This is a genomic window from Marivirga arenosa (assembly GCF_030503895.2).
GTDB classification, from domain to species: Bacteria; Bacteroidota; Bacteroidia; order Cytophagales; family Cyclobacteriaceae; genus Marivirga; species Marivirga arenosa.
The window spans coordinates 2,253,577-2,278,178 of the sequence record NZ_CP129970.2 but is presented as its reverse complement, the minus strand read 5'-3'; the positions used below and the strand labels follow the sequence as shown (position 1 = coordinate 2,278,178).

The 24,602-nt window shown below is 33.4% G+C and carries 20 protein-coding genes and 1 CRISPR repeat array; of the genes, 10 read left to right on the top strand and 10 right to left on the bottom strand.

The annotated features are described in order from the left end of the window. Window positions 1-13: 13 nt before the first annotated feature. On the bottom strand, window positions 14-988 hold the full coding sequence (hemB, locus tag QYS48_RS10020) for a porphobilinogen synthase (protein WP_308355789.1): 975 nt from the start codon (window positions 986-988) through the stop codon (window positions 14-16). Window positions 989-1,110: 122 nt separating this feature from the next. Between hemB and QYS48_RS10015 the strand changes: the two genes are divergently transcribed. Both QYS48_RS10015 and QYS48_RS10010 read left to right on the top strand, forming a co-directional pair. After that, window positions 1,111-1,935 carry a 5'-nucleotidase, lipoprotein e(P4) family gene (locus tag QYS48_RS10015; RefSeq protein ID WP_308355788.1) on the top strand — a complete coding sequence of 275 codons (825 nt, stop codon included), beginning with the start codon at window positions 1,111-1,113 and terminating at the stop codon, window positions 1,933-1,935. An 87-nt stretch (window positions 1,936-2,022) separates the two neighbouring features. Further along, the gene (locus tag QYS48_RS10010; RefSeq protein WP_308355787.1) at window positions 2,023-3,843 is read left to right on the top strand and encodes an ATP-binding protein; all 1,821 of its coding nucleotides are present in this window, start codon (window positions 2,023-2,025) and stop codon (window positions 3,841-3,843) included. A gap of 7 nt (window positions 3,844-3,850) precedes the next feature. Here QYS48_RS10010 and QYS48_RS10005 read toward each other — a convergent pair whose 3' ends face one another. The 5 genes from QYS48_RS10005 to QYS48_RS09985 form a co-directional block, all read right to left on the bottom strand. Continuing rightward, entirely contained in the window at window positions 3,851-5,296 is a 1,446-nt protein-coding gene (locus QYS48_RS10005; protein WP_308355785.1) for a GAF domain-containing protein, read from the bottom strand. Continuing rightward, a complete protein-coding gene (locus QYS48_RS10000; RefSeq protein ID WP_308355784.1) occupies window positions 5,293-5,946 on the bottom strand; it encodes a redoxin domain-containing protein in 654 nt (217 codons plus the stop codon). The genes QYS48_RS10005 and QYS48_RS10000 overlap by 4 nt, the downstream gene beginning before the upstream one ends. A 151-nt stretch (window positions 5,947-6,097) precedes the next feature. Further along, window positions 6,098-6,418 (bottom strand): ribosome-associated translation inhibitor RaiA, encoded by a 321-nt coding sequence (raiA, locus tag QYS48_RS09995; protein ID WP_308355783.1) that lies wholly within the window; start codon window positions 6,416-6,418, stop codon window positions 6,098-6,100. After that, window positions 6,418-6,768 (bottom strand): HepT-like ribonuclease domain-containing protein, encoded by a 351-nt coding sequence (locus tag QYS48_RS09990; protein WP_308355782.1) that lies wholly within the window; start codon window positions 6,766-6,768, stop codon window positions 6,418-6,420. The genes raiA and QYS48_RS09990 overlap by 1 nt, the downstream gene beginning before the upstream one ends. Window positions 6,769-6,860: 92 nt before the next feature. Continuing rightward, on the bottom strand, window positions 6,861-7,361 hold the full coding sequence (locus QYS48_RS09985; RefSeq protein ID WP_308358431.1) for a transcriptional repressor: 501 nt from the start codon (window positions 7,359-7,361) through the stop codon (window positions 6,861-6,863). A 251-nt stretch (window positions 7,362-7,612) separates the two neighbouring features. Here QYS48_RS09985 and QYS48_RS09980 point away from each other — a divergent pair, with 251 nt between their 5' ends. The 8 genes from QYS48_RS09980 to QYS48_RS09945 are packed head-to-tail and all read left to right on the top strand — an operon-like array spanning window position 7,613 to window position 16,100. Further along, the gene (locus tag QYS48_RS09980; protein ID WP_308355781.1) at window positions 7,613-10,036 is read left to right on the top strand and encodes a heavy metal translocating P-type ATPase metal-binding domain-containing protein; all 2,424 of its coding nucleotides are present in this window, start codon (window positions 7,613-7,615) and stop codon (window positions 10,034-10,036) included. Beyond that, window positions 10,033-10,233 (top strand): cbb3-type cytochrome oxidase assembly protein CcoS, encoded by a 201-nt coding sequence (gene ccoS, locus QYS48_RS09975; RefSeq protein WP_302102051.1) that lies wholly within the window; start codon window positions 10,033-10,035, stop codon window positions 10,231-10,233. The genes QYS48_RS09980 and ccoS overlap by 4 nt, the downstream gene beginning before the upstream one ends. Next, window positions 10,223-12,346: a cytochrome-c oxidase, cbb3-type subunit I gene (ccoN, locus tag QYS48_RS09970; protein WP_308355780.1), complete on the top strand. Its 2,124-nt coding sequence runs from the start codon at window positions 10,223-10,225 to the stop codon at window positions 12,344-12,346. The genes ccoS and ccoN overlap by 11 nt, the downstream gene beginning before the upstream one ends. 11 nt (window positions 12,347-12,357) lie before the next feature. After that, on the top strand, window positions 12,358-12,546 hold the full coding sequence (locus tag QYS48_RS09965) for a cytochrome C oxidase Cbb3 (protein ID WP_302102052.1): 189 nt from the start codon (window positions 12,358-12,360) through the stop codon (window positions 12,544-12,546). Beyond that, a complete protein-coding gene (locus QYS48_RS09960) occupies window positions 12,543-13,505 on the top strand; it encodes a c-type cytochrome (protein ID WP_308355779.1) in 963 nt (320 codons plus the stop codon). Before QYS48_RS09965 ends, QYS48_RS09960 begins: the two co-directional genes overlap by 4 nt. A gap of 58 nt (window positions 13,506-13,563) precedes the next feature. After that, entirely contained in the window at window positions 13,564-14,976 is a 1,413-nt protein-coding gene (gene ccoG, locus QYS48_RS09955; RefSeq protein WP_308355778.1) for a cytochrome c oxidase accessory protein CcoG, read from the top strand. A 1-nt stretch (window position 14,977) separates the two neighbouring features. Further along, window positions 14,978-15,397 (top strand): FixH family protein, encoded by a 420-nt coding sequence (locus QYS48_RS09950; RefSeq protein ID WP_302122970.1) that lies wholly within the window; start codon window positions 14,978-14,980, stop codon window positions 15,395-15,397. 1 nt (window position 15,398) lies between these two features. Continuing rightward, a complete protein-coding gene (locus tag QYS48_RS09945; RefSeq protein ID WP_308355777.1) occupies window positions 15,399-16,100 on the top strand; it encodes a sulfite exporter TauE/SafE family protein in 702 nt (233 codons plus the stop codon). 57 nt (window positions 16,101-16,157) lie between these two features. Then, window positions 16,158-17,191: direct repeats of the CRISPR family, unit length 46 nt; unit sequence GTTGTGAATTGCTTTCGAAATTGTATCTTATGAGATAATTCACAGG. Between the two features lie 1,020 nt (window positions 17,192-18,211). Here QYS48_RS09945 and cas2 read toward each other — a convergent pair. From cas2 to cas9, 4 genes are all read right to left on the bottom strand, one after another. After that, window positions 18,212-18,559: a CRISPR-associated endonuclease Cas2 gene (gene cas2 / locus QYS48_RS09940; protein ID WP_308355776.1), complete on the bottom strand. Its 348-nt coding sequence runs from the start codon at window positions 18,557-18,559 to the stop codon at window positions 18,212-18,214. Then, a complete protein-coding gene (gene cas1 / locus QYS48_RS09935) occupies window positions 18,549-19,448 on the bottom strand; it encodes a type II CRISPR-associated endonuclease Cas1 (RefSeq protein ID WP_308355775.1) in 900 nt (299 codons plus the stop codon). The genes cas2 and cas1 overlap by 11 nt, the downstream gene beginning before the upstream one ends. Before the next feature lie 67 nt (window positions 19,449-19,515). Beyond that, a complete protein-coding gene (locus tag QYS48_RS09930; protein WP_308355774.1) occupies window positions 19,516-20,109 on the bottom strand; it encodes a transposase in 594 nt (197 codons plus the stop codon). Window positions 20,110-20,153: 44 nt separating this feature from the next. Further along, window positions 20,154-24,329, bottom strand: coding sequence for a type II CRISPR RNA-guided endonuclease Cas9 (gene cas9 / locus QYS48_RS09925; protein ID WP_308355773.1), 4,176 nt, complete (start codon window positions 24,327-24,329; stop codon window positions 20,154-20,156). Window positions 24,330-24,602 lie beyond the last annotated feature (273 nt).

Below are 24,602 nucleotides of genomic sequence, written 5' to 3'. Positions count from 1 at the left end.
AGGCTGCCTATTTTTAAAACCTTAAAATTTGAGCAGCCTCTTTTGCAAAATAGCTTAGAATCACATCTGCTCCCGCTCTTTTTATGCTTAATAAACTTTCCATCATGGTAGCTTCACCATCCAACCAGCCCTTTTCTGCAGCTGCTTTAATTAAGCTATATTCACCACTAACATTATAAGCAGCAATCGGTAATTCATTATTTTCTTTCAAAAGGTGAATAACATCAAGGTAAGCCAAGGCTGGTTTCACCATTAAAAAATCAGCTCCTTCCTGTGCATCAAGTTCAGCCTCTATCATGGCTTCATGTTTATTTGCAGGATTCATCTGGTAAGTTTTTTTATCTCCTGACTTAGGTGCGGAATCCAAAGCATCTCTAAACGGGCCGTAAAATGCAGAAGCATATTTAGCACAATAACTCATGATAGAAGTGTTTTCAAAACCATTTTCATCTAATGCATCTCTTATGTATTCCACTCTACCATCCATCATATCAGATGGACCTATGATGTCAATTCCTGTTTCTGCTTGCGCTAAGGCCATATCGGCTAATACATCCAGTGTTTCATCATTTAAGATATTTCCATTTTCATCCACAATTCCATCATGACCATCACTGCTATAAGGATCCATAGCGACATCAGTCATAATACAAGCTTCGGGAAATTTAGATTTTATTTCTTTTAAGGCCTTTATGTAGAAGAAATTCGGATCAGCACTTTTGGTAGCCATTTTATCTTTGTACTTCTCATCTACGACTGGAAAAACATCAAAAGCTTTTATTCCCATATTTAGGCATTCCTCAATTTCCTTTAACATTAAGTCTAATGTAAAGCGGTAAATGCCTGGCATGCTATCAACTTCCACCTTCTTATTGGTACCTTCTAATAAGAATAGAGGGAAAATAAAGTCTTTAGTAGTAAGCGTGGTTTCTTCTACCATTTCACGAATGGCGGCTGATTTTCTATTTCTTCTAGGACGAATAAGCATATTTCTAAATTTTTCTTTCTCAAAGTTAAGGTTAATCTAACGCATAAGAGATTAGATTCTAAAAAAACTCAAATGCTTCACAAATTTATATATAAGATCAAAAATAGCCTCTATTTTTGTGGATGGAAAAAACAACCGTTATGCGATTACTAATCATATTCATTTTTTCAATAGGAATTACAGCTTGCAATCAAAGTCCAAAAAATAAAACTATGAGTGCTGATGAAAAGCTCTCCTTGCAATTAGGAAATGCTACCATATGGTTTCAGCAGTCTGCTGAAATGGAAGCTCTTTATCTGCAAGCTTATGATAGAGCTAAAATGCTGTTGAAATTGAAAATGGATACCTTATCAAAAAGTGATTTAGCACCAGCCGTTGTTTTAGATTTGGACGAAACTGTACTAGACAATAGTCCTTTTGAAGCAAGATTATTCTTAGCTGGTGAAAACTACAGCCCGAGTAGTTGGGAGAAATGGTGCAAAGAAGCTAAAGCTGAATTATTGCCAGGAGCAGCGGATTTTCTCGAATTTGGCGACTCACTAGGGGTTCATATTTTTTATATCTCAAATAGAAAAAATGAAGTATTTGATGAAACTCTTAAAAACCTCCAAAATTTAAATCTTCCTCAATCAAATGCTAATCATTTACTTTTAAGAACTACTACGAGCGATAAAACTGAGAGAAGAGATTCCGTAAAAGCTGGTCATCAAATCTTATTATATATAGGGGATAATCTGACAGATTACAGTCAAATATTTGCCGACCGAGATTCAAGTTTGGGTAAAGATCTAGTGCATAAGAATAAAAAAGAGCTGCTTCATAATTTCATTATGTTAGCTAACCCTATGTATGGTGAGTGGGAATCAGCTGTTTATAAAAACGATTACGGTAAATCAGCTTCTGAAAAAATTGAATTAAGAAAAAATATTTTAGACCCCTCGTATTGATGGTTTGCTAAAATAAAGAAAGATAGAATATAATTTATTTTATATTTTTCATTAATCTTCATATTTTGTGGAACTGTTTACAATTATATGAAGATTAATAGATCGTTTTACCTTTTCCTTCTTTCTTTTTTTACTTTAAACTTAAGTTCTTATTCTCAAGAAGATATAAGTTGGGCTGAAGCTAAAGAAAAGAAAAGTGCCTCATTAGATCTTCATTGGTATATTTCCAAGCCATTCATTTATCTTAATTCTCATCAAAATCTCGAAGGTTTAGAAGTTGAAATAATTGAATCCTTCAAAACTTATGTAAAAGAGGAATATGAAGTTGATCTTCAATTAAACTGGAAGGAATCGAAAAGTTTTTATGATATAATTAAAAACACATCCAATACGAACAAACCCAATTCTTTTGGCGTCTCTGCTTTTTCGATTACCAATAAGAGAAAGGAGATCGTAAAATTCAGTTCTTCCTACCTTCCTGATGTAGCCGTTTTAGTATCAAGTAAAGGAACTCCTATCGTAAGGACTTTAGACGGGATCAATAAGATGATGAAGGAAATGACAGCCGTTACTATCAAAGGGACTACTTATGAACAGTTATTAATTGACATAAAAAGGCAGCTTAATTTAGATTTTAATACACTTTATATTAAATCAGATAAAAATATCTTAGAAGAAATAAGTAAAGCTGATGATAGATTTGGCTTCATAGACCTTCCAATATATTTAATGCTAATAAAACAGGGCGAAAGTCTTACCAGGCAAAATTTCTTTACGATTAAAGGTGACGGCTATGGTTTTATAATGCCAAAAAATAGTGATTGGAGCATCATTTTTGATGAGTTCATTCAAAATCCCAAAACCACCACTCAGTTAGCTAGAATAACCTCGAAATATTTGGGGCCTGAGCTCTATAATTTTATTGATGGTTTATATAATGAAGAAAATATAAGTGCCTCTATACTTACAAAAGAAAAAGAATTACAACTTGAACAATTAAAAACTGCTAATCTTTTAATTCAACAAGAAAAAAACAATCAATTCACATACATAGCATTAGCTATATCCTCTTCAATTTTAGTAGCCATAACACTCACTTTATTTTACAGAGAGCAAAAATCATCTAAAGCATTAAGTAAAAAAAATGCGCAAATCGAAAAACAGCAATTAAGTATAAAAAGTAAAAATGAACAGCTTTCAAATAGAAACCTTCAGCTTACTAATTTAAATGAAGAGAAAAACAATTTAGTTAAAATACTAGCACATGACTTACGATCACCAATAAATCAAATTACCGGTCTATTAGAAATCTTAAAATTAAGTGAAGAAAACATCAGTAATAACGGTAAAATTACAATAAATCAAGCACAGGATTCAGTTGCTCGCATTAGCCAGATGATCAGTAAAATATTAGATTTTGATGCTTTAGAGGGTAATCGGATGAAAGTAATGCTGGAAGATATTAATGTAAGTGAGTTACTTCATGCAATTGAAAAAGAATTAGAGGTGCTTGCTGATAAAAAAAGTATTGAAATTGATTATAAAACTAATGAGGTTATATCAATTACATCTGACCACCTATTTTTAACTCAGATATTGGAGAACATTATTGTAAATGCTATAAAATTTTCAAATAAAAATACATCAATAGAGGTTCTGGCTTTCCAAAAAGATAATAAAACCATCTTTTCCGTTAAAGATGAAGGCCCTGGCTTTACAGATGAAGATAAGTCTATGCTTTTCAAAAAGTTTCAAAAATTAAGTTCTAAGCCCACCAATGGTGAAAATTCAACAGGTTTAGGCTTATCGATTGTAAAAAAATATGTGGATTTATTGGATGGTGAAGTGTGGGTAGAATCAGAAAAAGGAAAAGGAAGCACATTCTATGTAGCGCTTCCTAGTGTTTAATAATTTTTTATTTCTCAGCTAACTTCTTTTTCAACTCTTCATTTTCTTTTTGAGTTTCAGCAAGTTTAATCTCATAATCTTTTTGTGTCCTCTGCATTTCTTCCTGAGTTGCAGAAAGCTCCTCCATATTCTGACGCATTTCCTCCTCTTGAGCTCTCATCTCTTCAGTTTGTTGCTGTGATTGCTCATAAAGCTCCGTAGTTCGTTGTGTTACTTTTGCTGTATTTAGTGCCACTGCAATACTTTCACCTGCCTTCTCTAAGAAGTCTTTTTCATACTCTTTCAATACTCTAAAACTTGCTAATTCAATTACACCTTCAATGGTTTCATCCCTTTTAACAGGCGTAATAATTATAGATCTTGGATTAGCATCTCCTAAACCTGATTTTATGTTAATATAATCATCAGGCACTTCTGTCAAATAAATGCTATCCTTTTCCTGATAAGATTGTCCTACTAAGCCTTCTCCTGGCATTAATTGCTTTTTAATTTTCTTCCTTCTATCGTAAGCATAAGCTCCCTGAAGTTCAAGTACAGTTTCTCCTTTTTCATCTTCGGTTACAATAAAGAATCCTCCTTGATTTAGTTTCATATATTTCACTAGGAATTCAATCACCTCATAAGTTAAATCTTTAAGGTTTGTACCATTATCGCGGATGATATTTGATAACTCTGCAAGCCCTTTATTCGTAAAGCGTTCCTGCTCTTCTCTTAATGAACTTTTCTTGAGACTATCGCGCATATCAATTAGCGCTGCACTAAGCGGATTATCTTCGTCTACATCAAATTCCTTATCGTAATTATTATTGGCAATTTCTTTTGCAAATTCAATATTTACTTTGGTTGCTTTTTCTCTATCTTCACTTTCTATCAACTTTTCAAATAGAACAAAAGACCTTTCCTTACTATTAATTGAATATATTGATGCAATTATTACGGCCACAACTACTAAACCTACATGAAATACGAAGGTTTGTAAATCCATATAATCTAGTTGAGTAAAATAGATAGATTGATAAGCTTCATTTCCTTCAATAAACCCTAAATATTGAATATATGCAAAAGATGCATGATGAATCGCTATAAATAAGGTAGCTGGAATAAATACCCTATAATCCTGATAAGCCATTAAAACTATAATAGCAACAAATGCAGTAAAGTGCATTTCAAAAAGGCCATGCATTTGATAAATGAATTGAGCCATGAATATACCCACTACCAAACTTCCTATATATTGGTGAGCCCTCTTACCTCTCAATAAAAATTTAACACCGAAATACAATATTAAACTCAAGGAGCCAACTCCTAAACCGACCAACCATGTATCATAAAAGAAGGCTAAAAATATACCAAATATGTAATAACCTAATAATGTCCTTTCTATTAACCTATCCGCTCTACAATTGATTTCATTCATAAAGGGTTTAAAGCGGTCTACAGAAATTTTGCTCATTTTTCTAAAAAATTAAAAAACTTATCAATTCTAGTTAAATCATTACCATTAGCTGGTAATTCACATCCATACGCTATAGTTGCTAACTCTGGAAATACGGGTGCTTCTTTTCCAGTGGTCATAGCCTGTAATGCTATGGAAGCAAATTTCGTATTTTGGGTTGTACAAAATCTTGCTTTATTGTAATTACCACTGAAATATATAACATTATTTTTAATTAAAACTGCTTGCGGAGTACTATAAATACCTAACTGATTTGCAATCTCGCCTGAGGTATCTAAATGCAATCGAATACCTAAATCATATTTTTCTCTGAATTCTTTAATTTCTTTAGGTGATTTATCAACGGATTCTAGAACCGCAACAAACTTAACCTTATCTCTATATTTTATTGTCAGATCTTTGAATTCTTTAATATTAAATCTGGAACAAGGGCAATCATAATTGTAGAAGTGAACAAATACATTCTCTTCATTTTGAACTCCTAAGGCCTTTAATACTGAAGCTGAAACAGAATCTCCTGACTCTATTTCTATTAGGTTTTCTGGTTTTGGAGTAGGCTTAGAAAATTTCCATTCCTGATTCCAAAATATAAACCCGATTGTAGTTAGAATCGATAATATAAATATTATCGCAATTGTAATTCTCATAAATTCTCCCCTATATATCAGCAAGTTAGAAATATTAATATATTTTGAAAGTAGATACGAAATATAATCTACAAATAGATTTAATTTACGGATGTATATAAGAAAATTGAGGACAAAAAAAGAAGTAGTAAAAACTACTTCTTTCAATTAATCATTTATCAGGTCTATTTTGATGTCGATCTTTTACCTTCTCTTTTATTCTGCTGAGATTACTCTTTGCAGTATCGTAGCAATCTTGTGCTGCTTTAACAAAACTATCTCCCTTTCCAGTTACAAAAAGATCGTTTCCTGGCAAAAAGAACTTTGCCTCAACTGTTTTTTCTCGATCATCATTTTGAGCGTTTGATTTTAAGTAAAGATCAATTCCTACGATTTGGTCATTATACTTACTTAGTTTATTAAACATGTCTCTAACATGATCATTCAGTTCCTGACTAATATTAAAATCTACTGGTTCTAGTGTAATATCCATTATGATAAGTTGTTTTGGTATAAATCTGATTGTTCAATAGTTTCTGCTACATTCCTTAAATCCGCTAAAACATTAAATACTTGTTGATGAGCAGTTTCAGCCTCTTGATTGTACCGAGCATTCCTAAATGCCACTAAGGGCTCAAGATTAATTTCTGCTGGCAGTTTTTGATTTTCTGACAACTCTCTCGCGGCCTGACCAATTTCCTGAAGATATTCATAAACTGTTTCTTTTACAGTTTCGTTTTTACGGAAATCTTCATAAGTCATGCCATCTGTTTGAGCATTAATTTGAGCTATATTATCTACTATCCTATTTAAATGTTGAACGGTTTCTTGTAATTGCATCATACTATAGAAAGCGTTTAAATCAGGATTTTGTTACGATTAATTCAGATTTACTGTAAGATAAGTAATTAAAAAAGCGCCTAATAATCTAGTAATTAATCCTTTGCTACTTCTTTTCTTTTTAAGTTCTCACAATTTTCAATAGTGCAATCTCCATAAAAAACTAAAGAATGATTTTTGATATCTGAACTTAGTGATTTCCCTATTCTCTTTTTAATTCCCTCTATGCTAGGGTCTAAAAACTCCTTTATTTTTAAGCAGTTGTTGCACACTAAATGGTCGTGGTGCTCATAAGTTAATGCTGGCTCATATAGTGCATTCTTATCTTTAAAATTATGTTTTACTACTAAACCGCATTCCACTAATAAGTCAATAGAATTATAAACTGTAGCTCTTGAAATAGTATACTCCTTATTCCTCATTCTTAGGAATAAAGTCTCAACATCAATATGTTCATCCTGAGGGAGATAATATATTTCTTCTAATACAGAATAGCGTTCTGAAGTTTTTCTTAAATTTTGATCATTCAGATACTCATCTAATATGTTTTTTGCGCGCTGCAAAATTTCCTTCATCACTGGTTTAGAGATCGACATTATTAGCTTATTTTCTTTTTCAATCACTAAAGTTAAGTTTTGATTACGAAGTACAAAATAGCATAGGATTAATTTATTGAAGTTTAAAGCCATTCTAAACTAATTTTTTTTAGTTACTTCTATCTCCTTTACATATGTTATTATTTTTTGTAGATTGAAGGATGTGATTAATCTCAAGCCAAATCATGACAAATGTCATGTTTTTAGAACTATACTGCTGCTAGTTTTGAATCTAGAAAATTTAGCTATTAATGAGTTTAAAAACAGCACAAAATAAAGCCTTAAAATGTACCCATTGCGGAGAGCCTTGTGTGGATGAATTAATCCAAAGCCAAGGAGAAAACTTTTGCTGCGAAGGTTGTAAAATGGTTTATGAAATCCTGCTGGAAAATGACTTAGATAACTTTTACTGTGTAGCAGATTCACCAGGAGTTAATAAAAAGAAAAATAATAGTTTCGAATATTTAAAAGAAGAAAGCTTTGCGAACAGCCTGCTCGATTTTAAAAATGATGAAATAAGTAAAGTTCGATTCTTTATTCCAGCAATTCATTGCAGTGCCTGTATTTGGTTACTTGAAAAATTATACAAATTGAATTCTGGCATTGTAAGCAGCAGGGTAGATTTCAATAAAAAGACGGTTATCATCTCTTTTAAGCATAATGATCTTTCACTTTATGAACTAGTGAAATTATTAGATTCCATTGCTTACACACCTGATATTCAACTTGAAAATAAAAAAACTAATCCTTCTCCTTATAGAAGAATTTGGCTTCAGATTGGTATAGCAGGTTTTGTTTTCGGTAATAGTATGCTTTTCAGCTTACCAGAATATTTTGGACTTGATATCCTGAATGAAGATTTACTAACCAAAATATTTCCTTATTTAAATGCATTATTAGCTATTCCAGTACTATTTTTTTCAGCCCAAGATTATTTTAAATCTGCTTGGGGTGTCATCAGACAAAAACAAATCAATATGGATGTTCCCATCAGTATCGGGATCATCACTTTATTTATTTACAGCTACTATATTATCTTTATACAGTCCGGTTTAGGATATTTAGATTCCTTATCTGGCTTAGTATTTTTCTTATTGTTAGGCAAGTATTACCAACAGAAAACTTTTGATCACCTTCGATTCGATAGAGACATTAAATCATTCTTTCCTCTTTCAGTAAGTAGGTTAAAAGGAAGATTAGAAGAACAAGTGTTATTAAATAATATTCTTCCATCTGATATTTTAAAAATCAGAAACGAAGAAATAATTCCAGCAGACAGCTTATTGATTTCAGATTCTGCTTCCATCGACTATAGTTTTGTTACAGGTGAATCCTTACCAGAAATCAAGCAAAAAGAAGATTTAATTTATGCTGGCGGCCGTTTAAAAGGATCTGCAATATTAGTTCAGGTAAAGAAAAGACCTTCTCAGAGCTACTTAAATCAGCTATGGGACGATGAATCCATTCAAAGTGGTGCAAAAGCAGCCGTACAAAGTACTGCAGATAAAATCAGTAAATATTTCACTGGAGTAGTTTTATCAATTGCTTTTATCGCATTCTTAAGTTGGTTATTCATAGGATCGTTTGAAAATGCCATCACCGCATTTACTACTGTCCTGATAGTGGCTTGTCCGTGTGCCTTAGCACTAGCTACACCTGTTACACTTGGTTTTGCAATGAGAATCTTGGCTAAAACTGGATTCTTTGTAAAAAACACCCAAGCCGTAGAAAACTTATCAAAAATTGACACAATAGTATTTGATAAAACGGGCACATTAACTTATTCAGATAAAGCAGAAGTTGTATTTGAAGGAAATATGCCGGAGCATAAAGTTTTGGCAGCTATAAAAACCTTATTTAACCAATCAAAGCATCCATTAAGCAGAATTATTTACAATTGGCTTCCATCCTATCCTGTTCAAAATATTGAGGATTATAAAGAAATCAGCGGCCAAGGCATTTCTGCAAAGGTAAATGGCCAAATCATTAAATTAGGTAAAAAGGAATTTGTTGATCACCAATTAAAAAGTGATAATAATACTGTAAATAGAACGCAAGTCTATATTAATGTAGATGGTTTAACTTATGGCTGCTTTAATGTTAAGCACGTTTTTAGAGAAAACATAGGTGATTTATTCAATAGTCTCACACCCGAATACGAATTAAGTCTGCTTTCTGGTGACATTTCTACCGAAAAAGACTACTTAAAGAAGTGGATAAAGGAGGAAAACCTTTATTTTGAACAGCTTCCTGGTGATAAAAAGGAATTCATACTAAAATCTCAAGCTGCAAATCAAAAGGTATTAATGGCAGGAGATGGATTAAATGATTCTGCTGCATTAAAGAGCAGTGATTTTGGATTAGCCATTACTGAATCAACCAGTCAATTTAGTCCTGCTTGTGATGGAATTTTATTAGGAAATAAAATTCAGCAGTTGCCAAAAATCATGAAATTCTCAAAATCTGCTTTCAAATTAGTGATTGCTGGTTTTATAGTATCATTCCTTTACAACATTATCGGTTTAAGCTTAGCAGTTCAAGCCTTATTATCCCCTGTTATTGCTGCTATCTTAATGCCTATTAGCTCCTTTTCTGTAGTGCTTTTAGCTACTGTAGGCACAAGGTATTATGCTAAAAAATACTTCTTCAACACCCAAAATAAGAATGAGATATGAGTGTAATGATCATCCTAATTATAGTGAGTCTGTTCGTTGCCAGTGGATTTCTGGTGGCTTTCATCTGGGCTGTAAAATCAGGCCAGTTCGATGATGCCTCCACTCCATCTTATCGCATGCTGTGGGATGATGCAACCACTCAAAAGAAAATAAATAAACAATCGTCTAATCATAAACAAAAATCAAATGGGAATTGAAAAATTTCACTATGACAACAAAGTCGTCAAATACTTTGCAATAGCAACAGTAATTTGGGGCGCTATAGGAATGCTGGTTGGCTTATTGGCCGCCACGCAATTATTTGCACCTGAAGCCAATATGGGTAATGAATATACTACCTTTGGCCGAATAAGACCTCTCCATACAAATGCAGTAATTTTTGCATTTGTAGGGAACGCAATTTTTGCTGGGGTTTATTATTCGATGCAAAGACTCCTAAAAACAAGAATGTTTAGTGATGCTCTATCATGGATAAACTTCTGGGGATGGCAAATCATCATTCTTTCAGCTGTTTTAACCTTACCATTAGGCATCACCACTTCTAAAGAATATGCTGAATTAGAATGGCCAATTGATATTGCCATTGCTCTAATTTGGGTAGTATTCGGTATCAATATGATTGGTACTATCATTAGAAGAAGAGAAAAACATATGTATGTTGCCATTTGGTTTTACATCGCTTCTTTTGTAACAGTTGCAGTACTTCATGTAGTAAATTCTTTTGCACTTCCTGTTAACTTTTTAAAGAGTTACTCTGCTTTTGCAGGTGTACAGGATGCTTTAGTACAATGGTGGTATGGGCATAATGCGGTTGCATTTTTCTTAACAACACCTTATTTAGGTTTGATGTACTACTTCTTACCTAAAGCTGCAAACAGACCTATTTATTCTTATAAACTATCTATCGTTCACTTTTGGGCTTTAATATTTTTATACATCTGGGCAGGTCCACACCACTTACTATATACTTCTTTACCAGAATGGGCACAAGCTCTAGGTACAGCTTTCTCTATTATGTTGATTGCGCCATCTTGGGGTGGTATGGTAAATGGGTTATTAACCTTAAGAGGTGCCTGGGATCGCGTTAAAGAAGATCCTATCTTGAAATTTATGGTAGTGGCGATTACTGCTTATGGTATGGCAGTTTTTGAAGGTCCTATGCTTTCATTAAAAAATGTAAATGCTATTGCTCACTATACAGATTGGATTGTAGCACATGTGCACATTGGTGGTTTAGGCTGGAATGGATTCTTAACCTTCGGTATTTTGTACTGGATGATTCCACAAATGTGGAAAACACAGCTATTCTCTAAAAAATTAGCAAATACACACTTCTGGTTAGGTACTCTAGGAATTGTATTTTATGCCTTGCCAATGTATGTATCAGCCATTACACAAGGTTTAATGTGGAAGGAATTTACAGCAGAAGGTATCTTACAATACCCTAACTTCTTATCTACCACCTTACAGATCATCCCTATGTATATGCTAAGAGCATTTGGTGGTCTATTATACTTATCTGGTGTTTTTGTGATGGTTTATAACCTTATTAAAACAGCTAAGCAAGGAACATTTGTGCCTAACGAAGCTGCTGAAGCACCAGCTTTGGAAAAGGCAGTAAGTACAGGGAAAGAGTACTGGCACAGAGTATGGGAAAGAAAACCTGTTTTCTTTACTATTTTAACTACAGTTGCTATTTTGTTAGGAGGAATTTTTGAGTTGATACCATCTTTCATGATGAAAACGAAAGATGTTACAACAATTGCATCAGTTCAGCCTTACACGCCACTTGAGCTTGAAGGTAGAGATATTTATATCAGTGAAGGTTGTGTAGGGTGTCACTCTCAAATGATTCGACCATTCAGATCTGAAACTGAAAGATATGGAGAATACTCTAAAGCGGGTGAATTCGTTTATGACCGCCCATTCCTATGGGGTTCAAAAAGAACGGGACCCGATTTACATAGGGTAGGAGCAAAATATCCGGATTCGTGGCATTACAATCACATGTATGATCCAAGATCCATGTCTCCAGGTTCTACCATGCCTCCATATCCTTGGTTGTTGAGCCAAGCTTATGATTTAGAAGGACTTCCTGATAAGATCACTACGATGAGAAAATTGGGAGTTCCTTATGAAGATGGATTTGAAGAGGATGTACAAACAAATGCATTAGCACAAGCTGATAAAATTGTTAAAAGCTTGAAAGCAGATGGAATTGAAACAGTACCTGAAGCCAAAATTGTAGCCTTAATTGCATACCTACAAAGACTGGGTACTGATATTAAAACTGAAGTAGCAGAAAATTAAAATAAGAAGACATGTTTAAACACTATTTTGAAAAAATCGATAATGTGGAAATTTTTCCAATCATCTCTTTAAGCATATTCTTCATATTCTTTATTGGGTTGATTTGGTGGGTAATCAAAGCAGATAAACAATATATCAGCAAAATGAAATCCTTACCGGTGGAAGAGGAAACTAAAACACTTAAAACGGACCAACAATGAAAATTTTTAATAAAAAGTTATGGACTGGCCTTTTCCTATTTGGGATAGGCCTTCAGCCAATTTTTGCTCAAACTGAAGAGGTTTTGGAAGATATCACAATTGAAAAAGTTTCTATCTGGGATCAGCTAATGCAAACTGAACAGGGTAGAATGCTACTCTTGATTGGTGGATTGTTAGCGACTTTAATAGTACTACTAATTGTACTAACTATCCTTATGGTTAAAACTGCTGATATAATTCTCAATAAAAGAGCAGTAGAAAAAGGAGAAGTTAGACTATCCTTCTATCAGCAGTTTAAACAAAGATGGATTACAGGTAAATTAAGACCTGTTGATCAACAAGGTGACATGATGCTGGATCACGATTATGATGGCATTAAAGAAATGGACTATGGAATGCCTCCATGGTTGAGTTATGTTTTCTTAGGCACTTTCCTATTCGCTGTATTCTATATCCCTGCTTTTTTAATTTTTGATATTGTTCCAGATCAGCAAACTGAATATCAACAACAAATTGAAGAAGCAGCTTTATTAGCAGAAGCCAGAGCTAAAGCTGGAATGGTAGCTATTTCGGCAGAAACTGCAGAGTTTTCAGATGAGCAATCTGTAATTGAAGCAGGTAATGCCATATATCAGAAAAACTGTGCAGTATGCCATGCAAATGATGGCGGGGGTGGAGTTGGCCCCAATTTAACAGATGAATACTGGTTGCATGGTAATGATATTTCAGGAGTTTTTACTACGGTTTCTGAAGGTGTACCGGCTAAAGGCATGATTCCTTGGAAAGGGAATTTAAGTCCTAAAGAAATTCAGGATGTATCAAATTATGTCTTGAGTTTGGTGGGAACAACTCCTGCTAGTCCTAAGGAACCTCAAGGTGAGATTAGAAAACAAGAAATGGCAGAAGAGAGAATAGAAGAAAACGTTGAGGAATTACCTGAAGTAAAGGAAGTAGAATAAATATATTTTAAAAACCTGTCAGGCATTGATATGCCTAACAGGTTTAAACTATAGTAAAATGGATAGTTTAAATCAAGAGCAGTTTAGAGGTCAATTAGCCACCGTTGGCGAAAAAGGAAAAAGAAATTGGATTTTTCCCAAGAAGCCTAAAGGCTTTTACCATAATTATAGAAGGATATTGGCATGGCTTTTATTGATTTTGTTTTTTGCTGGTCCATTTATCACCATAGGTGGTCACCCTTTACTATTATTCAATATTTTTGATCGAGAATTCGTAATTCTTGGTAGTGTTTTCTGGCCTCAGGATACTCACCTACTCATTTTTCTTTTACTGATCTTTGTAGTTTTTGTATTATTATTTACAGTAGTTTTTGGAAGAGTTTGGTGCGGTTGGGCCTGCCCTCAAACTGTATTTATGGAAATGGTATTCCGTAAAATTGAATATTGGATCGAAGGTGATGCCAATCAACAAAGAAAACTTGCGGCTGCTCCATGGAGCTTTAATAAAATCTGGAAAAAGAGTTTAAAACAAGCAATATTCCTGGCCATTGCATTTTGGGTATCGCATACTTTCATGGCCTATTTATTAGGAATAGATGAAATGACTACCGTCATAAAAGCGGGGCCTAACGCTAATTGGAGTGGCTTTACAGGGCTTCTAGTTTTTACAGGTATCTTTTATTTTGTATTTTCTTATTTTAGAGAACAGGCTTGTACCGTAGTTTGTCCATATGGTAGACTTCAGGGTGTTTTCCTAGATAAAAAATCAATAGTTGTGATTTATGATTGGCTTAGAGGTGAGCCAAGAGGGAAAATGAAAAAGAAAGAACCTCAAGCCGATAAAGGTGATTGTATAGATTGTAATTTATGCGTTCAGGTTTGCCCTACAGGCATAGATATTCGAAATGGAACGCAAATGGAGTGCGTAAACTGTACGGCTTGCATTGATGCTTGTGATGAGGTAATGACTAAAATTGATAAACCAAAAGGGTTGATCCGATTTGACTCTGAAGAAGGGGTTGAAAAGAAAAAGAAAAAATTGATTACGCCTAGAGTCATGGCTTATTCAGCAGTACTTGCTATTTTAGTAGTAGCCATGGGCTTTTTATTGGTGCAAAGAGCTCCAATTGAGGTGACCGTTACCAGAACGCCTGGTTCAATTTATCAAATAAAAAATGATTCTATTATTAGCAATATGTACCAGATGGAAATGATTAATAAATCATTTGATGATATGAATCTAAGCTATAAAGTGATCCCAAAAAGTGCAACACTATTTTTCCCAGCAGGTCCTATAAAAGTTTTAGAAGGTCAAGCAAAAGAGGATACTTACGTATTTATAGAAATGACAAAAGATTCCTTCTCAAAAATTGATGAGGAAATAGTAGTTGAAATATACCGCGATGGAAAGTTAATTCAAAAGGTAGATTCTCGCTTTCCGGGACCAAAAACATTTAATAACGCATTGTAATATGAATTGGGGAAATAAAATAACCATTGTTTTTATCAGTTTTGTGATTTTAGTGATCACTATGGTAACGATAAGCATGAAGCAGGACTTTTATTTAGTAGAAGAAAACTATTATGAGGAAGAGATTGCCTATCAATCGAAAATGGAAGAAATAAAAAATGGACAAAATTGGCAGGGGAAAATTCGCACCATTCAAAATGGAAATATAGTATCCTTAAGTTTTGAAGATGCTGATAAGGTGTCTGGAAAAATAAGCTTTATCAGACCTGCCGATGCTAATCTAGACTTTTTCATTCCACTAACCGAAGAAGCCAATATTCCAGTAGAAAAATTTGAGGTAGGAAATTGGAAAGTTGCCTATGAATGGGAACAGGGTGGAGTGAAATATTTCAAAGAAGATAAAATCTTTATTCAAAAGTAATATGATTTGGGCAGCACTTAGCATCGGACTTTTAGGAGGAATGCATTGCACCTTAATGTGCTCTCCATTAATGCTAGGTGTTTTCCGAAATCAGCAATTAGCACTTGGTTTTGCAGCCTATCAATTCGGCAGAATTATAACCTATATCATCCTTGGTCTTGCCCTTGCTTTTGTAGGTGAAAGTTTATCCATATTAGGTTGGCAAAATGGTCTGTCTTTATTGATGGCAATTTTCATAGTTTATTTTTATGTTATCCCTAGCCGTTATAGGTTTCTAAACTTTATCAATAAAATAGAATCAATTCCTTATCAGAAAGTAAAGAATGGCTTTAAAAAATTCATTGGAAAGCCAGATCTTATTTCAAGATTTTCTATTGGTCTTTTGAATGGCCTATTACCTTGCGGTTTGGTTTACCTGGCATTATTAAGCTCCTTTACGACTGAAACCATAATGGATTCCATCGTATTTATGGCAGTATTTGGTTTGGGTACTTTACCGTGGATCATAGCAAGCGTTTGGGCTGGAAAAATGACCTTTAAAAGATTGAATGGCTTCACTCAAAAACTTAAACCAGTATTAGCCCTCACCTTAGCTCTGTTTCTATTTTTACGAGGCATGGAAGTACAGTTTATTCATATCCCTTTGCCTGATTTAGGGCAAACTCAGACTACTATGGATATTCCGATTTGTGGTGAAAGGTGAGAGAATGAAAAAACTTTTCCAAAGTGCTAAACTTTAGAAAAGTTATTAAGTAAGCTGGTTGTGAATTGCTTTCGAAATTGTATCTTATGAGATAATTCACAGGATTTTCTAATTTCTCTGATGATAAACCCGTGTTGTGAATTGCTTTCGAAATTGTATCTTATGAGATAATTCACAGGTTTGCTTTTTTAGATTTCACGACTTTTATAGTTGTGAATTGCTTTCGAAATTGTATCTTATGAGATAATTCACAGGTATTGACGACAGCAGCCTTAAGCCTAGAGAGTTGTGAATTGCTTTCGAAATTGTATCTTATGAGATAATTCACAGGTCTGTAGATGATCTCCACTGGTGTTTGAGGGTTGTGAATTGCTTTCGAAATTGTATCTTATGAGATAATTCACAGGGAACCAACGAACAAAAGGCCAAGTTTTTCTGTTGTGAATTGCTTTCGAAATTGTATCTTATGAGATAATTCACAGGTCTCTCTCGAGAGGCATTAGCTAGCATGGTGTTGTGAATTGCTTTCGAAATTGTATCTTATGAGATAATTCACAGGTCTTACTTCCCAGCCTAGTTCATGCGCCATGTTGTGAATTGCTTTCGAAATTGTATCTTATGAGATAATTCACAGGTAGATGATGCTGAGCTAGATGCCATTCAAGGTTGTGAATTGCTTTCGAAATTGTATCTTATGAGATAATTCACAGGGCGAATTCATGATGCACGCTTACTTGCTCTGTTGTGAATTGCTTTCGAAATTGTATCTTATGAGATAATTCACAGGTTATAATAAAAAATCTTTGAGGATTCTTTGGTTGTGAATTGCTTTCGAAATTGTATCTTATGAGATAATTCACAGGTGGATATGGCAATCGAAGCCATTCGTTGGGGTTGTGAATTGCTTTCGAAATTGTATCTTATGAGATAATTCACAGGAAACTTGTTAACATGTCAACTTGAAAACCTGTTGTGAATTGCTTTCGAAATTGTATCTTATGAGATAATTCACAGGATAACTCTTAGGTACATCACTTCCTGTATAGTTGTGAATTGCTTTCGAAATTGTATCTTATGAGATAATTCACAGGTTTTAATTATTACGAACAAAATAGGCTTGTGTTGTGAATTGCTTTCGAAATTGTATCTTATGAGATAATTCACAGGGTGAACTTCGTGCTGTTCAAATACTTTAGGGTTGTGAATTGCTTTCGAAATTGTATCTTATGAGATAATTCACAGGTAACATACTTGAGAGAAGGAAAGAGGCTGTGTTGTGAATTGCTTTCGAAATTGTATCTTATGAGATAATTCACAGGTAAGAAATGATACACAAGATACAGCACTTTGTTGTGAATTGCTTTCGAAATTGTATCTTATGAGATAATTCACAGGTAGCCCAACACTGGATGCTGCCATGATGATGTTGTGAATTGCTTTCGAAATTGTATCTTATGAGATAATTCACAGGTAATTCAACTGTAAAATCACTTTTTTTGTAGTTGTGAATTGCTTTCGAAATTGTATCTTATGAGATAATTCACAGGTTTTCCGTTTTTTTGCTGCAGCTTCATAATGTTGTGAATTGCTTTCGAAATTGTATCTTATGAGATAATTCACAGGATACCATGCCTTAAAAAGCTGGTATCCTGTTTGTTATGACCGAAATTAGAATTCAAAAAAACAGCTATATTCTTACCGTTTTTAATAAGAATGCAAGGATTTATTGGTTCTGATATCAGTGCTTTAAAAAGCAACTTTTCCAAAGTTAAAATTTCTATTAGGCTTCAAGGGATCAGCATATCCTGTAATTCCGATTCCTTGATACTTTGGAAAAGTTTTAGTAGGGTGGAGATATTAAAATAATTCCAGTTACTATAGTTAGCTTATGAACTTTTCCAAAGTTACTTTAGCCATTTCCAGTAAAAGTTTGAAATAAACTCTTCAATTATTGATACTGAACTTTGGAAAAGTTTTTAATAATATAGCTGAGCTTAATTTCCTATTCAACTTTTCCAAAGTTGTTCTAAGTTAAAACAGTTAAGATTTGAGTATCTCAGTCTTGCTTGATGAAATAAAAACTTTGGAAAAGTTTTATAAATGGAGGTAGTTCAAAACAATTCCAATTGCTGTGCAGGTCTTTGATTTTCCTGAGGAGCAGTACCATGAAATATTTCCATCATGCCAAATTGCCTGTCGGTTATGTGCATAATGCAGACTTTTCCTTTATCGGGTAAAATGTTTTTTACTCTTTTAATATGAACATCTGCATTTTCGCGACTGGCACAAAAGCGCGAATATATGGAAAACTGAAACATAGCAAAACCATCATCCAGTAAATTCTTGCGAAATTTAGTAGCTATCTTCCGGTCCTTTCGGGTTTCGGTCGGCAAATCAAAAAACACCATCACCCACATACTTCTATATTGGTTAAGTCTGGAATAATAATTAGCGTCCATATTCAGGATAGATAATTTTCCTGCTCACGCCCACAAAACAATCAAAAAGCGAACTGGTCGTTCGACTAGCCGCCACCATTAACGGACTTCTACTTCCATCAATAAAAACATCCATAGCTGCAATGCTCAATAATTCAGATTTCAAAACAGTATTCAACTCTGAATAGTCATCCTCATTTTCCACTATATGCGCTACAATCAAATCTACATAGGGTCGATAAGGCTCCATTAAATCATCTGCCAAGCAAAATGGATTGTATTTGTTCCGATGCCAAATTCCCAATACAGTTAGCATACCCGAACTTACAATGGCTCTGGCAATAATAGCCCTTAAAATAGCATAGCCATAATTCAATAAATTATTGGGAGGAATCCCGTGTTGCTCTCGGTTAAAATCTTCTATATCAAAAAGAGATTGCCAGTAAACCGCAGCTGCTTGAGCTTCATGATTTCCACTGTCCCCTGATTGTACATTTCTAGCAAGATATTCCAATCTTACTGCATCCAGTCCTCTTTCCTTTAAGTGTGCCGCTTGATTTTGGATTTTAGCCGATACGGTTTGTGCCCAAAGATTCTTTTTTAAAGGTTTGCTAGCATTAATTTGGTAGCGAACCCTTTCGGTTAATTGCGTATGTCCATGGGTAGGTAAAAGTAAAGCTGTTGGCAAATGCTGTCCGTTACATGAAATCACGCTGCTTTTGTTTTCGGTTAGTTTCTGCAAGAGTCCGTTGGTAATGGTAATCTGTTGATTTTCCAGCACAATTATTCCAACATCTTCAATAGGAATCAAACGATCTTCTTTTTCCTCCTCGGGAAAACTAACTTTCAGTTGTTGATTCTGGGTGCTTAGGTAAGCAGGGTTTCCGAAAAATAAAGTACGTTTGATCATAGCTTTTGTCAATTATAAAATTTCTAAAGTTTCCAACTTTAAGAAAGTTGGAAACTTTCTTATACCCTTATTCTAAATTCATATTTAAAATCCTTCTCCTTTTCTCTTCTGAGCAATACAATAAGTTATCTATATTATCAAAATAGCCTATAGCTTTTGGTCTAGCTAATAGACTTCTAGACTCCATATTGTTATATGCGTGCCAACTACTCCAGTTCCAATCCTCAATTTTATTAGAGAATTTATGTTTTATAGGATTAATATGGATGTATAAAAAGGTCTCCTGCCACTGTTCAATCGATTCGATTGGTTTTCTTTTAAAATTCTTCATGAATAGGCTTCCTTTTCTATCATATTTTTTGTTGAAAGCCATCGTGTAACTAATAAAAAGATTTGCAAATTGCTTTGAGGCTTTTGCTTCGACTTCATCCAAAGAATCCAACTTTTCGAAAGTTGAATTCTTTTTGAGCACATCAGCTTTTTTAACTTTTACTAAAAAATGAAAATGGATGGGAATCAAGCAATACGCATATGTATCCACCACCTTTTCCAAATGCTTTTTATATTGTTGTAAAAAGAAACGATAATTCTCTTTCTCTCGAAAGATATTTTCACTTCCATTTGCGTGGTTGTAAATATGGTAAATTTGTCCTGTTTCCAATTACTTGTTTTTTTAATACCTAATTTTTGAAAAATTAAACACTATTAATACTTATACTGAATACTTCCATCTAATTTCATTTCGAAATCTTTTCCTTCAATAATAAACATTGGTTTTGTTGGCTTAAATAATATTCTAGGAGCAATAAAATCATCTTGATATTTTGAAAAACCATCTTTTCCTGCTGATTTAAATTCTTCTTTAGGAAAAGCCTTGGTGAGTTCATCATCACTTCTTGATTCTAAATGATGTTGAAAAAGCATATTCCCAACCGAAGCTTGATGTAATCTTTTAATGAAATAGAGTCTTTTTGAGATTTCAAAATTATCATTCTCGATATCCTTTAATTCCTCTATGTTCTTATAAAAAATCACCTTTTGCCCTACTTCAAAAATATGTATCAATTGGGCTTCTTCTTTTTTTATAAACAAAGGTTCTTTTTGTTTGAATAAATCTCCTTTATGGTCAGGTTTTCCTATTCTTTCAATATATTCAGCAGCCTCAAACTTATTTATTGATTTAATCTCTCTTCCTTTATCATTTTCATATAAGCCAAACAAATAATTCTCTCCAGAGTCTGAATAAATAAAGCTCTTATAATCTTTATTTGATTTATACACTTGCTCTTTTACTACTGTAACATTATTTGGATTCATCAATCCTCTTCCTGATTTAACCCAACATCTGACGTGTCTAACTTTATTGCCTTGAAAATCAGTTAATTCATTAATTTTCACTTTATTGCTAATTTGATTTTTAAGGTGATTTTTAAGATTTTCATCTACAACATTATCTAAGTTGAATTTGCTATCATTGACATCAATTCTAAGAACCATTCTTATTTCATCCTTTCCTTCGACTTGGTTATATAGAATATCCCCATCGACATCTCTTTTTAAACTACCATTTTCATTTTTAGCCGCTATTTTTATTTTCCCATAATAAGTTTGTTGGTGCAATTCTCCTCTTATGGAATCTCCCTGAGCTATTTTAGGCTTTTTATTACCATTTATATCAAGTAATAATTCCCCATTTTTATCCTTTAACCAAACCACTTTTCCTCTTTTCCTAACCTTTTTTCTAGCAGGAGTTAATGTTTGGTCCTTTTCAGCAATATTATTAATTAATATATTTTGTTTTATTTCTTCAATCATCGAGTATTTAAATGTAGAAAATGGCTTTTCATGGTATTGTTTCCCTCTGTATTCTTCTTCAAATTCATAAGCCCTTTTCAAAATTTCTTCACGTTTTCTCGCTGATGGAATCAAAGTCAAAACCGCAGCATCAATTGCATGGTGATGATGTTTTCCTCTATTTTTGGATACTTCTTTAGATTCAACTTCATAAATCTTTCTAAACTGTGCAGTACTGCTACCATTTATTATATCCACTTTATTGAAAACTGTTTTTAAATAATGGAAAGCATATTTAGATATAATTTGCGTATCTATAAGTTGGCTATTTACAAACCCTCGAGGAATTTCCTTACGTGTGAATCTATCTAATTTATTTTTCCAGTATTCATAATCCATTTGCCTTAAATGTCTTTGGCGAATGGCATAATCCTTTTCATCCTTAACCATAGCTTTTTTAGACTTCGCTTTCCAAAAATCAATTTGAAAATATAAATCATCGACTTTCTTTTCCCATTCTTTCAATCTAGCCGTTATAGGAGAGAAACCATGTGATTCAGTCTCATAATTAGGTAGTTCAGTTGGTATTTGATTTTTCTTAATACTTCTATTATAATGCGCAAAACAAACCGTCTTATTCGCTAATGAATTGTCAAATGATTTACTTCTTGGAATAGTATGTTCAAAATCAATCTTATTGACATCGAACAAATCAGTCAGTTTAATTACCTTTCCTGTATAAATACAGATGCCATTCTGTTCTTTCCAAAGCCTGTATTTCTGAACATCATTTTTTGAAGCATTAACTAATTTAGAAACCTCTTTGGAATTTTCGATTTGTTCTGTCCATAGTCTGATCTTTTCTTTATCTTTAACACTTTCTGGGTTTGCTTGTCCTGAAAAATCTGGATCTTTTATCAATTCAGATATAGCATTGGCAAATTCTCTATTCTCGACTTCACGATTTCGTTGATATGTTTCAATAGCCCAACGTTTGTTACTATAGTCCAAACTATTCTTACCATCTCTTGCTATCTCAACCACAATACGGGTTTCTTCATCAATCCTATTGGTTTCAATCAAATAATTGATCACATCCCGTAATTTGTAGAGTGTTTTATAAGCCATCGGATTTTTAAATGCTGCAGTTTTTGGACTTAACAAAAACTGTTGCCCTTCTTTTTTTGGATAAATATCAATTTGAGAAGGATGATAAATTTTATCCAGCATGTTTTCTCTCACTTCGAAATTATCATCCAAAAACTGCTTTATTTGATTAATTAAATGGGGTGATTTAAAATGCTCTCTTTTTGAGGAAGCAAAGAATTCTTGATATTTTTCGGTTACTTTAAATAGGATTTGTTGCCTAAACCCTTCATTTAATTTCTCCCAGGATTTCTCTCCAAAGTGCTCTTTTGCCGCTTTCTCAACATCTTTCAAATCTGATTCAACTAACTTGTAAGACGTATCTTTACACGCAAACCTATCTTGGTAATCTAACGCATAATATTTAAAAATTAAGTTATTGGCAATTCTGATGATTTCCTTTTGGTTCCTGTTTTCCTTAATCTCATCTTTAATTGCCTTGAAAATGACTTCTTTATTTGCTTCAAACAGTTCTTTACCAATAATTTCGGGGATTTTTGCTAAAATCACAGCATCTGAATAAACCATCCCTTCTCGCAAAAACGGTAAAATATTGTTGATAGCTTTTAAGCTCAAATTGGCATAACCTATAGGGAAATTACTAAAGAGTGTTTTTAGTTCATTGACTTGATCTTCTTCCAATCCGAGTGTTTTTATCAAATACTCCTCAAATATCTCTTCATCTTCATATGAAAAGAGTACATGCCAGATATCATTAACATCAACTACTACATTATGCTCTTTTCCAGTTTTTCTATTAGTTCTTTTTTTGGTAGTATTAATCTTGAAAATTTTCCAACTTTCTCCAAATAACGATTTTAATCTTGCGGAAACAAAACAACTTGAAACGGACACCTTATCCATTTTCCTGCTGTAATTCAATTCCCAATTATTTCCTCCATTGCCTTTTATAAATTTCCGTATTTCGCTAAAATCAAACTCTCTTTTACTCTTGAAGAAAAACTTTTCATTGTATAGTTTTTCTTTTAATTCCAAAGGAATGGGTTCAAAGGAAGCGTCTTTTTCAGATCGATATTTGATATTATTTATAAATGACCATGCTCGATATTCCTCAAACTTCGGATGGCTTATAGGGCATCTTGATTTATTGGATTCAAGCGTACATTTACCAATCAATCCTTTTTGAGAACGTAACGGACGTTGATAAAAGATTGAGCCATTTGAAGTTTCAAGAAGCAATTTATCTTTGAAATTATTATCCTTTACATCTTGAAAATCTAATATTTTCTCAACTTCATTTTTGTAATCTGACCTTAATGTATAACGGTTTCTTATTCTAATACCCTTATCTTCTATATGTGCGAGTGCTGCCCCTAAACTTCCATATTCAATAATTAGATTCTCATAATCATTATGCCCAATAGTTTTTGTCTCATTACTACCTTTGTAAACAGCAGTTTTTTCATTTGCTCCCTGTTTTCTACTACTTTTAAATCCTCTTCTTTGAGCTATATGATATAAGGCTCTACCAATTTTATATCTGTTTTCTTGGATTGATAAATCGAGTTTCTCAGTAATCAACAATTTTCTAAGTTGGTATGGACTTGCAAAATCAGGAACACCGTCACCATTAAAATCCAATTTAATCCATTGCTGAAAAGCTTTATCATCTATAGGGAAAACCCGACCGATACCTTTTTTGTATTTTTTCCACTTATTTAGATTTGCAATATGCAAAGGACAATATCCATTTTCAATTAATGCTTTTAATGTTTCCCATTTCCGGTATCTTCTTGCGTTATATAATCTTCGGGAAGAACGATGTTTGGTCCTTTCAGCAGCAAATGAGAATTCACCAGACTTCCCTTCTCCAACACCCTTTTTAAATGTATTAACACCGTACCATGGGAATGTATTACCTTCTCTTAATGTTAACCCAATTGAATTAGTACCTAAATCAACTCCTAAAACATTTTCCATTTAATTATATTTTATTACATTTACAATTCGAAAGACAATTCACAACAAGGCTATAAGCCGAAGAAATTCTAAATCCTGCGTACTCCGTGGGATTTTCCTTTCCACACATCATAATACAAATATTCTCCTTAAAAATTATACTTTTTCGATAAATACTATTCTATTACCGTTCAATATGTAATCTATTTTTAGCTTCCTTGCACTAATACAACTTTTCCAAAGTTCTAAACTTTGGAAAAGCTTACTGCAAACCCCACCAAAATCCTTTATTTT